The sequence below is a fragment of the uncultured Chloroflexus sp. genome, from assembly GCF_937951745.1.
In the GTDB taxonomy this organism is placed as follows: domain Bacteria; phylum Chloroflexota; class Chloroflexia; order Chloroflexales; family Chloroflexaceae; genus Chloroflexus.
Window position 1 is genome coordinate 1 of sequence record NZ_CALFBQ010000075.1, and the last position, 14,299, is coordinate 14,299.

At 59.0% G+C, this 14,299-nt stretch carries 10 protein-coding genes; 8 read left to right on the plus strand and 2 right to left on the minus strand.

Features of this window, described 5'->3' with window-relative positions:
- Positions 1 to 439 (minus strand): DEAD/DEAH box helicase (locus Q1A59_RS16290; RefSeq protein ID WP_299645240.1); only part of this gene is annotated, 439 nt, incomplete at its 3' end.
- Between the two features lie 707 nt (positions 440 to 1,146).
- Between Q1A59_RS16290 and Q1A59_RS16295 the strand changes: the two genes are divergently transcribed.
- The 3 genes from Q1A59_RS16295 to Q1A59_RS16305 all read left to right on the plus strand — a co-directional run bounded on the left by Q1A59_RS16295 (position 1,147) and on the right by Q1A59_RS16305 (position 5,139).
- Positions 1,147 to 3,099, plus strand: a complete 1,953-nt coding sequence (locus Q1A59_RS16295; protein ID WP_298401464.1) for an alpha-amylase family glycosyl hydrolase — start codon at positions 1,147 to 1,149, stop codon at positions 3,097 to 3,099.
- A 103-nt stretch (positions 3,100 to 3,202) separates the two neighbouring features.
- Complete coding sequence (locus Q1A59_RS16300) at positions 3,203 to 3,652, plus strand: YccF domain-containing protein (protein ID WP_298401462.1); 450 nt, start codon at positions 3,203 to 3,205, stop codon at positions 3,650 to 3,652.
- A gap of 170 nt (positions 3,653 to 3,822) precedes the next feature.
- Positions 3,823 to 5,139, plus strand: a complete 1,317-nt coding sequence (locus Q1A59_RS16305; RefSeq protein ID WP_298401460.1) for an RtcB family protein — start codon at positions 3,823 to 3,825, stop codon at positions 5,137 to 5,139.
- A 569-nt stretch (positions 5,140 to 5,708) separates the two neighbouring features.
- On the opposite strand, the gene Q1A59_RS16310 is transcribed toward Q1A59_RS16305, so the two are convergent.
- The gene (locus Q1A59_RS16310) at positions 5,709 to 6,257 is read right to left on the minus strand and encodes a hypothetical protein (RefSeq protein WP_298401458.1); all 549 of its coding nucleotides are present in this window, start codon (positions 6,255 to 6,257) and stop codon (positions 5,709 to 5,711) included.
- Positions 6,258 to 6,524: 267 nt separating this feature from the next.
- Here Q1A59_RS16310 and Q1A59_RS16315 point away from each other — a divergent pair, with 267 nt between their 5' ends.
- The 5 genes from Q1A59_RS16315 to Q1A59_RS16335 form a co-directional block, all read left to right on the plus strand.
- A complete protein-coding gene (locus Q1A59_RS16315) occupies positions 6,525 to 7,469 on the plus strand; it encodes a hydroxymethylglutaryl-CoA lyase (RefSeq protein WP_367280906.1) in 945 nt (314 codons plus the stop codon).
- A 72-nt stretch (positions 7,470 to 7,541) separates the two neighbouring features.
- A complete protein-coding gene (locus Q1A59_RS16320; protein ID WP_298401454.1) occupies positions 7,542 to 8,324 on the plus strand; it encodes an SDR family oxidoreductase in 783 nt (260 codons plus the stop codon).
- Positions 8,325 to 8,633: 309 nt separating this feature from the next.
- Positions 8,634 to 11,786, plus strand: coding sequence for a S41 family peptidase (locus tag Q1A59_RS16325; RefSeq protein ID WP_299645242.1), 3,153 nt, complete (start codon positions 8,634 to 8,636; stop codon positions 11,784 to 11,786).
- Between the two features lie 138 nt (positions 11,787 to 11,924).
- Positions 11,925 to 12,698, plus strand: a complete 774-nt coding sequence (locus Q1A59_RS16330) for a hydroxypyruvate isomerase family protein (protein WP_298401450.1) — start codon at positions 11,925 to 11,927, stop codon at positions 12,696 to 12,698.
- A 389-nt stretch (positions 12,699 to 13,087) separates the two neighbouring features.
- Positions 13,088 to 14,299, plus strand: a 1,212-nt coding sequence (locus Q1A59_RS16335; protein ID WP_299645243.1) for an IPT/TIG domain-containing protein, incomplete at its 3' end; no start/stop codon positions are given.

A 14,299-nucleotide genomic window follows, 5' to 3' on the forward strand; every position in this document is an offset into this window, starting at 1 on the left:
TCATCGGGTAAACCACCAAGGCCAGCGTGTGGTCGTCTTGGCCGTGGCGCACCACGTAGTCCACGATGGGCAGGAAGTAGGTGAAGCTTTTGCCGGAGCCGGTGCCGCTGGTGACGACGAAGCTCTGTCCGTCGCCGGCGCAGCGGATCGCTTGCTCTTGGTGCAGGTGGAGCCTGAGCGGCGCGCCGTCGGGTCGGCGGAAGATCTCGGCGGTGGTGGGGTGGATGACGCCCTCGGCGGCCAGTTCGGCAGTGGTGCAGCCGGGCTGGTAGGCCGGGCTGAACTGGAGGAGCGGCTCGGGCCATAGGCGCGCCTCCTCGCCGAGCTGCTGATCCACAAACTCCCGCGCGCGCGGGTCGGCAATCTGAATGAATGAGCGTACGAAATTGTCGTAGTCGGCTAAAACTGCTGCGTGTAAATCAAAGATGGTGGTGCTCATATTAGTTAGTACCTACGTTAGGTCTGCGTCGTCGGTCTTCTTGTCCGGCGCAAGCAGAATCTTGTCGTGCTGTACAAAGCCGTTGGAATTTGGATGTCGAAAGCGTCACCTTATTCCCTCTCATGTTTGTGTTGTTGCGTTGAACGCGCACATTGTATCATATTTGAACAGTATAACACATTTTAGAAGTGGCGCAACCCAGATGCGCCTAACAAGAGGTTTGTGCGCAGGCGCACAGCGCTCGGTGGTCAAAATGCCTACGCGCTCCAAGGGGACCCCCTCACCCCCCTTTGCCCCCCCTCTCCCACGCGGGGATAGTCCCCTCACCCCCCTTGCCCCCCTCTCCCACAAGGGGAGAGGGGGGATACTCCCCTCCCCCCTTGGGGGGGTGGGGCAAGGGGGTGGGGGCGACACGAGGGGGCCGGGGGTGGGTGGCATCCCCCCTCCCCCCTGGTGGGGGAGGGGCCGGGGGTGGGGGGCCTGTCGGGCCGGGGATGGGTGACCATCCCCCCTCCCCTGCGTGGGGGAGGGGCCGGGGGTGGGGGGACACCCACCGCGCCGAGGGGGTTGATAGGGGCGGAATAAATTCCGCCCTACGGACGCGGCGCGCCCGCGCGATGCTAACCGATTGCCAGTTTCACCGTTTTCGGCGATACTTGTGCCGGAAATAACTGTCAAAGCGGGCAGTGGAGTGGTAAGGTTTGTGTATGCACGAGTGGGAACGGATACCACGCGAAGCAGCGCGGTCGTTGGCCCGGTTGCTGCCGCGGGTCGAGCAGGCGTTCGCGGCTGTCGGGGGCAACGCCGCTGATTGGGCCGCATTCGAGCAGCGGTTGAGCCGGGAATGGCCACGTCTGTTTGAGTTGTTGCTCGGCTTGTACGGCAGCCAATACGACTTCTTTTATCATCTCGAACAACTGCTGATCGCGATGGCGCAGAGTTGGAGTGAGCGGCCACTCTGGCTCAAGCAGCGCGATGCTGCGCGTGAAGCCGATAGTGAGTGGTTTCAGTCCGAACGCATGATGGGCGGCGTGCTCTATGTCGATCGCTTTTGCGGCACACTGAACCGGCTGCGCGAGTTTATCCCCTATTTCAACGAGTTGGGTTTGACCTACCTGCACCTCATGCCGCTGTTTGCCGTGCCGGAAGGAAACAATGACGGCGGCTACGCGGTGAGTAGCTACCGCGAGGTGAATCCGCAGATCGGCACAACTGAAGAGTTAGCCGCATTAGCCCGTGAGCTAGATAGCGCTGGGATTAGTCTGGTGCTAGATTTTGTCTTTAACCACACCTCTGACGAGCACGAATGGGCGCGGCGGGCACAGGCTGGCGATCCCGACTATCAGGAGTTCTATTTCCTCTTTCCCGACCGCACGATGCCCGACGCTTACGAGCGCACGCTGCGCGAGATCTTTCCCACGGTGCGTCGTGGTAGCTTCACGTGGCGACCCGATATGCAGCGTTGGGTGTGGACAACCTTCAACAGTTTTCAGTGGGATCTCAATTATGCTAACCCAGCGGTGTTTCGGGCGATGGCTACCGAGATGCTCTTTCTCGCCAATCTGGGTGTAGCCGTGCTGCGACTCGATGCGGTGCCGTTTATCTGGAAGCGGATAGGCACTAATTGCGAGAATCAACCAGAAGCGCACCAGATTATTCAGGCTTTCAATGCCATTGCCAGAGTGGCTGCGCCAGCGCTCCTGTTCAAATCCGAAGCGATTGTCCATCCTGACGACGTGTTGAGCTACATTAGCCCGCACGAATGTCAGCTTTCGTATAACCCGCTGTTGATGGCGTTGCTCTGGGAATCGTTGGCGACGCGCGAAGTCAAATTGCTGACCCATTCACTCAGCCATCGCTTCCGACTGCCGGCGGGATGTGCGTGGATCAACTATCTACGCTCGCACGACGACATCGGTTGGACGTTTGACGACAATGATGCGCGCGCAGTCGGGATTGATCCATGGGGGCATCGCCAGTTTCTCAATGCCTTCTACACCGGTCGCTTTGCCGGTTCGTTTGCCCGTGGGTTGCCGTTTCAAGAAAATCCCGACACTGGTGACGCGCGGGTGTCGGGCACGCTTGCCTCGTTGGCCGGGCTTGAGCAAGCGTTGAGTAGCGGCGATCCGCACATGATTGATACTGCGATTCGACGGATCGTACTCTTACACAGCGTCATCTTGAGCATCGGCGGCATTCCGCTGCTCTACCTCGGTGATGAAGTGGGGACGGTCAATGACTACAGCTATGTGACCGATCCGGCCAAAGCTGGCGATAGCCGTTGGGTTCACCGGCCCGCACGCAATCAGGCTGCGATGGATCAGCGCCATGACCCAGCCACAGTCTCCGGTCGCATCTTTGGCGAACTAGTGCGGTTGATCCGGCTGCGCACTTCGTTGCCCGCTTTGCGCGATGGCGCGATGGAAGTCGTGCGCAGCGACAACCGCCACGTGTTGGCCTACGTGCGGCAAGCGGGATCGCAGCGGGTCTTGGTGTTAGCCAACTTCTCGGAATATTCGCAGCCGATTGCCGGCAATTTGTTACGCATGTACGGCCCCGGCGTTGCACTGTTTGATCTGATACGTGAGCAATCCGTTTCTGTAAACGAAGAGTTTATTTTGTCGCCATACCAATTTGTGTGGCTGATGCCAAGACCGTAAGGTTAACCGAAGTTATGAATTGCATAGTACAGTCAGATCATAGTTTTTTGTACATATCAATATGCATCCCATGTAATATTATCACCAAGGGGGCAGAATTTTGATGAATAACCACCAATCATCTCAATCCATCGTTATCCAGTCTAAAAGCGGGCCGGGATGTCTAATACGGGTTCTTTACTTTCTTTTCGTTGGTATCTGGTTAGGAGCTATTTGGACATTCATTGGTTGGGTGGCAATGGTTACAATTATCGGTATTCCGCTCGGTTTCTGGATGCTCAATCGTTTACCGCAAGTGATGACTCTGAAGCCGAGCACGCAAACGGTCGCTGTGTCGCTCCAAGGTGGTACGGTTATTGTGAAGCAGCCTCAGGTGCAGCAACTGCCGCTGTTCATACGCGCACTATATTTTGGATTGATCGGTTGGTGGTTGAGTGCTATCTGGCTAAGTGTAGCTTGGGGCATTATGGCAGTTAGTGGAGGATTAGCATTTCCAGTTGCGTTTTGGATGTTTGATCGCACGCCGATGGTGCTCTCACTGACTCGAATGTAGAATATAGACTGCGAGAAAGCCAGCCAGAGAGCGTTCCATCAACATCAGTGATAGCGAATTGGGATTGAGGATATATAATATTTACGAGTGTTTCACAACGCACACATACGACGTAACGCGGCAGTACCCCTGCCGCGTTGTTATCCTCTGGTAGAAAGGAGGTGAGAGCGATGAAGGCGGCCCAACTGCTAGCCGATTATGCCGATCATCCGGCCTTTCGCCAGATCTGCCGCACAGCCAACCAGATGTTGCGCGACGGGATGGAACCGGCAGCCGTGCGGCAAGAGGTTGCCGCTCGCTACGGTGTACCGCTGGCGACACTACGGTTGCGCGATCAGCCGCAGCCGCTGAAAATTATCGGTGCGCATCTTGTTGAACCGGGTGCCATTGATCAAATCCGCACCGCGTTGCGCTTGCCACCGGCGATCCGCGGCGCGTTGATGCCTGATGCCCATCAAGGGTATGCGCTGCCGGTCGGCGGTGTCATCGCGTATGACCGTGCAGTAGCTCCGTATCAGGTCGGAGTTGATATCGGCTGTCGCATGCACCTCTCGATTTTTGCTGAGCTGACGCCAGATGATGCGCGGCGTGAGCAGCGGCACTTGCTCGATACCATCACCAAGGTGACAGTGTTTGGGATCGGTTCGCCCAAGAAGCCGGTGGCGACTCACCCGATCTTATCCGATCCGCGCTGGCGAGCGACCAGACTGTTGCGCGAGCTGCATGAGTTGGCGAAATTGCAAATTGGCACCTCAGGCGGCGGCAACCATTTTGCTGAGATTGTGGTTGGGGAGTGGATCGATACCGGCAAGCCGTTTGTTGGCTTGTTGACCCACAGCGGGAGCCGTGGCGTCGGTGCGAAGATTGCTAACTACTACGCTGAATTGGCTGACCGCGAGACGGCGGCGATCGCGAAGGGAATCCCGCGCACGTATGGTTGGTTGAGCACCGAGAGCGAAGCTGGCCAAGAATATTTGTTGGCGATGCGTCTCGCTGGCGATTTTGCCCGTGCAAATCACGAGGTTATCCACGCCCGATTTGCCAAAGCATTTGGGGTTTCCGTCGAGCGGGTGATTGAGAATCATCACAACTTCGCGTGGGAGGAACCGAATGGTCTGGTGATTCACCGCAAGGGCGCAACTCCAGCCGAAGCTGGGGTGCTGGGGATTATCCCCGGTTCGATGGCGACGGCGAGCTACATTGTGGAAGGGTTGGGCGATAAAGCGACGCTTGCCAGCGCGGCGCACGGCGCGGGACGACGCTTTAGCCGTTCGGAAGCGCGGCGGACAATCACGCCGGCTATGGCGGCGGCGGTTGTGCGTGAGGCGGGGGTGTTGGTGCGCGGCTTGTCCGTTGATGAATCGCCCTTGGCCTACAAAGACATTGAGTCAGTAATGGACGTGCAGATCGCCGCCGGTTTGATCCGTCCGGTCGCCCGCATGCGCCCGTTGGTCGTCGTGATGTCCGGTACCTCTGGCGAAGACTAGTAGCAGCGCACGGCCTGCGCCGGCTGTGTGGTTGTGGGCCTCCGACACGTCCGCGCCGCGCGGCCCTGTACCGCTTATGCACTCACTGGGCGGGGGGAATCCGGCCCTGAAGGGTTGGGCGAGGGATACGAAGCCCACGGCGCGGGCTGATGGCCCCCACCGAATGGCATCGTAGACCGATACGAGGTAAAACCGCACTTGATACGAAGCCCACGGCGCGGGCTGATGGCCCCTACCTCTAGCCCCTCCCCCGCTGGGGGAGAGAAGGTGGGGAGTAGACAGTCTCCTCCCTACCTCCCATTCCCAGACTCGTTGCGGTCTTTGCGTGCTTCGCGTCTTTGGGTTGAGCATCTGTGCGCTGTTGCTTGCTGATCGTCTCTGGGATTGGTCCTCACCCCCCGGCCCCCTCGTCCGCGCTAGCAGGAGCGGGGGTGGGGGGTCTTCTGAGCACCCTCAGCGCTGTTGCTCGCTTTACGGCTTGCGTATGGCCCTCACTGCTCGCGGTATGGAAAAAACGCCCCCTCTCTCACCCGGTGAGAGAGGGGGCTAGGGGTGAGGGTAAGCGGTCATCACTTCTTATCAATTGCACCATTCACAACGCCCATCATCACCTTGCCTAACTCGGCCTGCGCCTCGATCACGCGCTGCATCGCCTCTTGCCAGCTCTGCATCACCTTCTGCACCTGCGTGCTGTCCCAGCCGCGCATCACATTGGTCGGATCCGACTTCTTCAGCATATCGAACCAACCCTCGATAAAGCGGGCTTGGCTCTCGTTGAAGTTGCGGGTCATCTCCAGCACCTGCCGGCTCCACTCAACGACAGCAGTGGGTGAAACCGGATTGATACCGGGCATTGACGGCATCCCCGGCACCGTCGGCATGGTTGGCATATTGACGCTGTTGGCGGCAACCGTCTCGGCCCACAACCGGGTCAGCTCAACCTGTGCTTCCAGCGTCTGCTTAACTGCTCCACGCCAGCTATCCACCGTCTTCTGCCAAGCCTCCGGGCTTTGCGGAGCTGCCATGTATTGCATTGATGCCATCCAGCTATCCCACACCTTCTGCTGCGTGCCGGTCCATAGCTTGATCATGTCGTTCGCTTGCTTTGTCCAGTCCATTGGAACCTCCATTCAGCGTTGTCCGCTGTCTTCCCATTTCTTATGCCTCGCGTTGTGCGGGTCTGTTGTCAGCGTAGAGGAATAGGTTACACTAGAGTTACTGATGTGTTTCAGTGCAACGATTTGACCGGCGACTGAGTTACAGGTGAACAGGGTGAGTATCGATATCTGCCCGCGCGCATTTGACAGAACGCGAGCGTCTATCTACCATACTGTCACATCAATCAAACTTTTGCGTCTTCCCGCCAACCGTTTGGGAGGTCAATGATGACCGTTATGGAGATTGCCGCGCTGCCGGCTGTCGTTCACATTCGTGAAGTGGGGCCGCGTGACGGGTTACAGAATGAGCCGGTCGTCCTCAGTACGGCGCAGAAAGTCAAGTTGATCGATCTGCTTTCGGCGACTGGATTGCAGGCGATCGAAGTAGGAGCATTCGTGCGCCCGCAACAGGTGCCGCAGATGGCCGATACCGAGGCGGTGTTTGCCGGCATTACGCGGCGACCGGGGGTGGTTTACAGCGCGATTGCCCCCAACGTAGTCGGGGCGCGACGTGCGATTGCCGCCGGCGCTGATGTGGTACAAGTCTTTCTAAGCGCCAGCGAGAGCCATAACCGTAGTAATGTCAACATGAGCATCGAACAGTCGCTGGCGCAAGTGGCCGAGATGGCTGTGCTCGTGCATGGGGCCGGCAAGCCGTTTGATGCGGTGTTATCGGTCGCCTTCGGCTGCCCATTCGAGGGTGACGTGCCGGTCGAGCGGGTGCTCGATCTCTGCCAACGTTTGCTGGATTTGGGGGCTGAGCAGTTGACGCTCGGCGACACCACCGGTATGGCGCACCCGTTGCTAGTGCAGGAGGTGGTGCGCGCGTTTCGGGCTCGCTTCCCGCGCCAGCCGTTGCGGTTGCACCTGCATAGTGCGCGCGGGGCCGGTTTGGCCAATCTGCTGGCCGGCTTGCAGTTAGGAGTTGATCTGTTTGACTCGAGCATTGGCGGGATTGGTGGTTGCCCCTTCGCCCCCGGTGCGCCGGGTAATCTGTGTACTGAGGATGTGGTGCATTTGTTGCATGAGATGGGCATTAACACCGGCTTGAACCTGCCGGCGTTGATGGCAACGGCCCGCGAACTAGAGCGGATGTTGGGGCATGAGGTGCCCGGTCAAACGATCAAGGCCGGCATTTGTAAACACCTCCGTGATCGCGAATCCGCCCTGTAGGGTCGCACCGCGGTGTGTCCCGATCCGGCGATGCGTGCCTCAGCGGTGGTGCGTCCAAGGAAATCATCATATATGGATCCACGTAACCGCGTTGTTATCATCACCGGCGCGTCGAGCGGTATTGGCGCCGCCACCGCCCGCTGTTTCGCTGCTGCCGGTGCGCGGCTCGTCTTGGCCGCCCGTTCCGCCGATGCGTTGGCACAGATGGCCGCCACTTTGCCGGAGGCGATCGCCGTGCCCGCCGATGTGGCCGATCCGGCAGCCTGCCACCGGCTGGTTGAACAGGCAATTGCTACGTATGGTCGTGTTGATATCCTCATCAACAACGCTGGAGTTGGTCTTACCGGGCCGGTGAGTGACCTTGCTCGCGCCGATCTGGAACGGGTGATAGCCGTTGACCTGTTCGGCCCAATCTGGTTGATGCAGGCAGTCATCCCGGTGATGCGCGCCGCCGGTCGCGGCCAGATTATCAACGTCTCGTCGGTGCTGGCGGTGCAGCCGTTGCCCTACTTAGGCGGCTATGCCGCTGCGAAAGCGGCGCTCGAGCAGATCAGCAACGCGCTGCGCATCGAATTGCATGGCAGCGGTATTGTGGTGACGGTGGTGCGGCCCGGCACGACCCGCACCGATTTCAATCAGCGCCGGCTGGGCAGTGGCCGCGAGCGGCGCCGGATGGCGCCTCCCGGCGTGCCACCGGAAGCGGTGGCGCGCGCGATCTTGCACGCGGCCCGCACTGAGCCGCGCCTCGCCTATGTGAGCTGGGCCGACCGGTTGGCATTGTTGGTCGGGCGCTTGGCGCCGGGGTTGGTGGAGGCGGTGTTGGCGCGGGCGTTTGCTTGGGAAGAGCAGCGGTAAGAAAGGTGTAGGGGCGGCAAAGACGCAGAGGGAGAATCCGCAAAGGCGCCAAGAGCACAAGGGGCGCACAGTTGCTCTGATGTCATTGCGAGGGAGAGGCGAGGGCGCGGAGCGCCACCCGCTTGCCTCTGACTTAATCCCCGGCGATAGCGGGATGAATGGGTAGAGAGGGGAGATTGCTTCGGGGGTCACGCACCTGTGCAAGAACAAGCCCCCAACGGGGTGCCGGGGCGGAATGCATGCCGCCCTACGGTGGGGTGCGACACCCCTGCGTAATGAGCTATTCGCTATTTTAACGGAGCATTCGTTGTGAACCATGTACAAGCTCTTTTACGTCAGCCGGCACTCGACCCTGATGGCCAGCAATTGGCCTTCGTGACTGCCGGCGATGTTTGGTTGGTGTCGATCAATGGCGGTACCGCCGAACGGCTCACCGCCCATCCGGCCCGCCATTACGCGCCCCGCTTCAGCCCCGATGGCCAGCGCCTGCTCTTTGCTGCGGGACGCGACGGCACCGGCGATTTGTACATTCTCGATCTCGCCGGCGGCGCGCCGCGCCAGCTTACCTTTCAAGATGAGCCGTGCTACCCCGAAGCGTGGGCGAGCGATGGCGAGGCGGTGTTCTTTTCCTGCGATATCGAGCAGATGGGCTTGGCAATCTACCGGGTGGGGGTGCAGGGAGCGACACCAGCGCCGATCTACCTCGAACCTTATGAACAACTCGACCAAGTGGCGGTATCTCCCGATGGCCAGACGTTGGCGTTTACCAACCGGCGCGAGCGGTGGTGGCGGCGCGGCCCACATCCCTTTTCTCCCAACGAAATCTGGGTAGGGCCAACCCAACCTGATTACGGCGAACTGCGCCAATTGGCCGGCCCGTTTGGCCAACGTTTCAAGTATGCCGGCAAGCTCGGTTGGCCCCTCTGGGAGCCTAACGGTCAAGGGTTGTACGTCGTCTGTGATTGTGATGGTTACGAGAACCTCTGGTACATCCCGCTCACCGATGGCGCGCCGCGCCAGATTACCAGCTTTCGCGATGGTCGGTTGCTCTTCCCGGCGATCGCCCGGCGCAGCGGCGTCATCGTTTGCGAGCGGGGCGATGGCCAATTGTGGCGGATCGATCCGACCAGTGGTGAGGCGGCCCCCATCCCGATCCGGGTGCGGGTGGATACGAAACGCACGCCGGTGCGGATCGAACGCTGGACGAGCGGGTTTAGCGAGGTGCGGCTAAGCCCTGATGGCAAGAAGCTGGCGCTGGTGGCGCGGGGTGATGTCTTTGCCGACTTTGCCGATAAAGAGACTGAACGCGATCTGCGGCAGGGGCCGGCTTTTCGTATTACGAATACCCCGGCCCGTGAATGGTCGATTGCATGGACACCTGACTCGCAAAGCCTCGTCTACCTCTCAGATCGGCACGGCGAGATCGAACTCTTTGGCTACGATTTTGAAACCGGCGCGGAAATGCAGTTAACCAACGATAGCCGACCCAAGCTATTGCCGCGGATTGCGCCGAATGGCCATGCAGTCGCTTATATTCGCGATCGGATGGCGATCGATCTGCTGGAAGAGTTGGGCGGCCAACCGCGTGAGCTGTGCCGGGCACGGTTTACGGTCGCCGCCGATCTGTGCTGGTCGCCCGACTCGCGCTACCTTGCCTTCATTGCCCAAGACGATCACCTGTTTAGCAATGTCTACGTTGTGCCGCTTGCCGGCGGCGAGCCACGCCAGATCACCTTCTTGAGCAATATTGGCGGCGGCAATCTGTGCTGGTCGCCCGACGGCAGTTTCATCGTTTTCACTACCGAACAATACCGGCTGGAATCGCAGATTGCGCGCGTCGATCTGCGCCCGCCGCAACCGGTCTTCCGCGAGGCGGCGTTTGAACGGTTGTTTGAACGCGATAAGGAAAAGAAGGAAGAAACACCCGCTGATGGCGACGCACAGAGCAATGATCAGGTAAGAACGGCGAAACCGCCGGCTGAGCCGATTGTCTACGAGGGCATTGAGCGGCGACTGCGCTTGTTGACGCCGCCACAGATGAATGCGGTCGCCGGCCCGATCAGTCCTGATGGGAAAGACCTGCTCTTCTTGGCGTCGGTGGCCGGCAAAGTAGATATTTGGACGATGCCGCTCGACGAGCCGCGCGCCGGCCAGCCGCCGCGCCAGCTTACCGCCAGCGATACGCGGAAAAACTTTTTGCAGTTTGCGCCCGACGGGCGGAGTTTCTACTACCTCGAAGACGGGCAAGTGGTGGTGCGGCGTTTCCCCGGCGGCAACGAACCGAACCGGTTATCGCTGCGGGCCGAAGTCGAAGTGGATTTTCATCGCGAAAAAGAACAAATTTTTACCGAGGCGTGGCGCGAGTTGCGCGACAGCTTCTACGATCCGACCTTCCGCGGCCAAGACTGGCAACAGGTTCGCGCACGTTTTGCGCCCTTGATTGGCGCAGTGCAAACTACCGAAGAGTTGCATACGCTGATCAATTTGATGGTGGGTGAACTGCGCGCCTCGCATCTCGGCAGCGGCTTCTACGGCTGGGAGAGCGATGATGGCTTTATCGGTATCCTCTTTGCGGCTGCACCACTGCTGCGTGAGGGCCGGTTGGTGGTGGAACGAGTCTTGCCCGATGGCCCCGCTGCGTTGGCTAACGAGCCGCCACGTCCCGGTGAAGAGCTGGTTGCAGTTGACGGAACGCGCTTGACGGCCACGCTCTCGCTACACAAACTCTTGCTCCGCAGTGCCGGCAGGCGGGTGCGGCTCACATTGCGCGCTGCCGATGCAACCGAGCGCGAGATTGTGGTGCGTCCGATCAATGCCAATGCTTACCAGCGGCTGCGCTACCGCGATTGGGTGGCGACTAACGAACAATATGTCCATGCGGTCAGCCGCGGACGGTTGGGCTATGTGCATATTGAAGAGATGAGCTATGCTGCTTACCAGCAATTTCTAGTTGATCTTGACGCCGAAACCCACAGTAAAGCAGGGGTGATCATTGATGTGCGGTACAATGGCGGTGGGTATACGGCGACCTTTGTGCTCGATGTCTTGATGCGGCGATCGGCGTTGCGCAGCGGGTTTCGCGATCTAGGGGCGACCGATGCCAGCCATCTCGCCGGTAATCGGGTGCTCGACCGACCTACCGTTTTGGTGACGAATGAGCGGTCGGCCAGCAACACCGAGATGCTGAGTGAAAGTTACCGGCGGTTGCGGTTGGGGAAAGTGGTCGGACGCCCGACAGCCGGCGCGGTGATCTGGACGTACAGCATTCAATTGCTCGATGGGGCATGGCTGAGTTTGCCGCGGTTATATGTGGTCACGCCGGAAGGCGAAGATCTCGAAGGCAGCGGGCGACCGGTGGATGTAGAAATTGCCCGTCCGTTAGGTGAGTGGGCTAGCGGGCGTGACCGGCAGCTCGATACTGCCGTGGCAACGTTGCTCAAGGCCGTGCGGCGGCGTAAGTAGCCGCCAAGATTGTTGATCAACGGTATAATGGGACGTACAATAGAGCAAACTTGCAGCTCGGCAAGGTGATACCCTTTGTCGAATGAACCGGCGGCGCCGGCGCCAGCCCAGTGGTTGCGCAGAAAAGTGAGGTTGAAGATGTCGACCCTCGCACCCCTCCGCTTTTCAGTCTGTCTCGATATGATCTTCACCGATCGTCCGTTTGAACAGCGGCTCGAACATATTGCCGATCTCGGTTTTCGTGCCTATGAATTCTGGACGCGGCGGGGCAAGGATATGAATATCACTATCGCCTTGCAGACGGCGCTGCGGTTGCACTGCGTGGCGATTGCCGGTAACTCGGAAGCGTCACCGAATGATCCCGACCAACGGGCGCAATTCCGTGATGAGATTAGCCGGAGCGCGGCGCTGGCGGTTGATCTGGCGTGCGATAATTTGATTGTGCATGGCGGGATGGCCCGCGCGGATCTTGATCGCTCGACCCAGCGCGCTTATTTGCTTGAGGCATTACGCGAAGCGGCAGAGACAGCGTCCGATGCTGGTCTTAACCTGCTGCTCGAACCGCGCAATCCGATCGATCATCCGGGCAGTTTTCTCTGGTCGTCGGATGAAGGGTTTGCCATTGTGCGCGAGTTGGGTTTGCCCCACGTGAAATTGCTCTTTGATTGTTATCACCAACAAATTAGTGAAGGTAACCTTACGCAGCGGATTCTCGCGAACCTCGATCTGATTGGGCACATTCACGTGGCTGATGTGCCCGGACGCCACGAACCCGGTACCGGCGAAATTAATTACGAGCATATCTTTGGTGTCCTGCGTGAACATAACTATAACGGTTACGTTGGTCTTGAATACACGCCCCGGATTGATGCGGCGGCTAGTCTGCGCGTGGTTCGGATGATGGGCCAGTAACATATCTTTACCTCGCGTTTGTGTAAACGATGCGCACCGCACCTAGCGGTGCGCATTCTCTTTGCTGAAAGCCGGCTGGTTGGTATGATTTGCGTCCCATAGTTAGCCCCATTGCAATGTTGTATTCATCGTGAGTTCATTTTGCTAGGCTATAAAAAAATTAACTCTAGGTTATGTCTTGGGTTGGTCTGATGATGGGATGGACGGATTGGGCATTGGTTGCATATTTGGGGATGCGCTATCCACAACACGTGGTTTGCTTGCCAACCCATCGGCTTGCCTAACGATGGTCTATCTGCGCAATAGGTTGCTTCGTCTGCCGAAAGATACCACTTGGGACCACGTGAGCAATCTCGATACCATTAATCAGTGACCGGGAAGGAACTGCAATGAAGCCCGCTTCTTTCAATCTGTTCATCCGCGCGATGACTGCGGTTGGTCTCGTTACGGTGCTGTTCATTGGCGTTGGTTTCATCCAGCCGCGGATGGCGCGGGCGAATGTGCCTCCTTCGGCCTGTTCAGCAACGCCGCTATTTACTAACGGGACGTTTGTAACTGGAATTGGCAATGGTGCCGGCGGGGCGGATACGAGCTCGCCGGTTAGCCCTGATACCGGTTTTGGCTATCTGGCTGATCCGACCCGCACGCAAACCACTCCTGATGGCGTCAATCGCGCCCGGCTGGCTGATGATTTTACTGTGACCGGCAATGGTTGGCGTCCGTCAGCGATTACGCTGTACGCCTATCAGATTAGTAGCACCACTACCTCGCCGATTACCGGTGTGGTCAATCTGCGACTGTGGAATGGTCCTCCGGGCGATGGCGGCACGGTGATCGCCGGGCCAGTTGATGGAACAATCATCAGCAATCAATGGACAAATGTCTACCGCGTGCCGGCAAACGATTTGTTGCAAACCGGTCGACCAATTATGGCGGTCACGATCCAGTGGCCGTTCGGCAATGCCTCGCTGTTGCCGGGTACGTATTGGCTCGAGTGGGGGATAGCTGGTGATCCAGCGTTGCTCGGGCCTTGGACGCCACCCACCAATGCTGCTGCTGGCGATAATGCCCGGCAACTTAACTTGACCGGCGGTGATCCGGGGACATGGGCGCCGCGCGCTGATTACTCTAGCGGGCGAGTGGTTGGTTTGCCATTCGTGATCTGTGGCGACTCGATCCCCACGCCGCAAATTACGTCGCTCAGCCCTTCATCGGCGACGGTAGGTGGAAGCACTTTTACGTTGATTGTCAACGGTAGTGGTTTTATCAATGGTTCGGGTTCGGATCGCTCCATTGTGTATTGGAACAGTAGCCCACTTCCGACGATATTTGTGAGTAGTACTCAGTTGACGGCGGCTATTGACGCGAGTGATATCGCAACGGCAGGTACCGTCAATGTGACGGTGGTTAATCCGGGTAATGTCATCTCAAATGCTGCTACCTTCACAATCGAGAATCCTGCGCCCACGCTGACGAGTATGAGTCCCACGACGGCGACGGCGGGTGGGGCCGGTGTTACGCTGACGGTGACGGGCACGAACTTCGTGAGCGGGTCGGTCGTGCGGTGGAACGGGAGCGACCGGCCAACGACGTTCGGGTCG

What these genes read in the sequence shown, in the direction of transcription:
- Q1A59_RS16310 (WP_298401458.1), bottom strand. Translation starts at nt 6,257, where the DNA reads ATGGACTGGACAAAGCAAGCGAACGACATGATCAAGCTATGGACCGGC.
- Q1A59_RS16330 (WP_298401450.1), top strand. Translation starts at nt 11,925, where the DNA reads ATGTCGACCCTCGCACCCCTCCGCTTTTCAGTCTGTCTCGATATGATC.
- Q1A59_RS16295 (WP_298401464.1), top strand. Translation starts at nt 1,147, where the DNA reads ATGCACGAGTGGGAACGGATACCACGCGAAGCAGCGCGGTCGTTGGCC.
- Q1A59_RS16300 (WP_298401462.1), top strand. Translation starts at nt 3,203, where the DNA reads ATGAATAACCACCAATCATCTCAATCCATCGTTATCCAGTCTAAAAGC.
- Q1A59_RS16320 (WP_298401454.1), top strand. Translation starts at nt 7,542, where the DNA reads ATGGATCCACGTAACCGCGTTGTTATCATCACCGGCGCGTCGAGCGGT.
- Q1A59_RS16305 (WP_298401460.1), top strand. Translation starts at nt 3,823, where the DNA reads ATGAAGGCGGCCCAACTGCTAGCCGATTATGCCGATCATCCGGCCTTT.
- Q1A59_RS16315 (WP_367280906.1), top strand. Translation starts at nt 6,525, where the DNA reads ATGACCGTTATGGAGATTGCCGCGCTGCCGGCTGTCGTTCACATTCGT.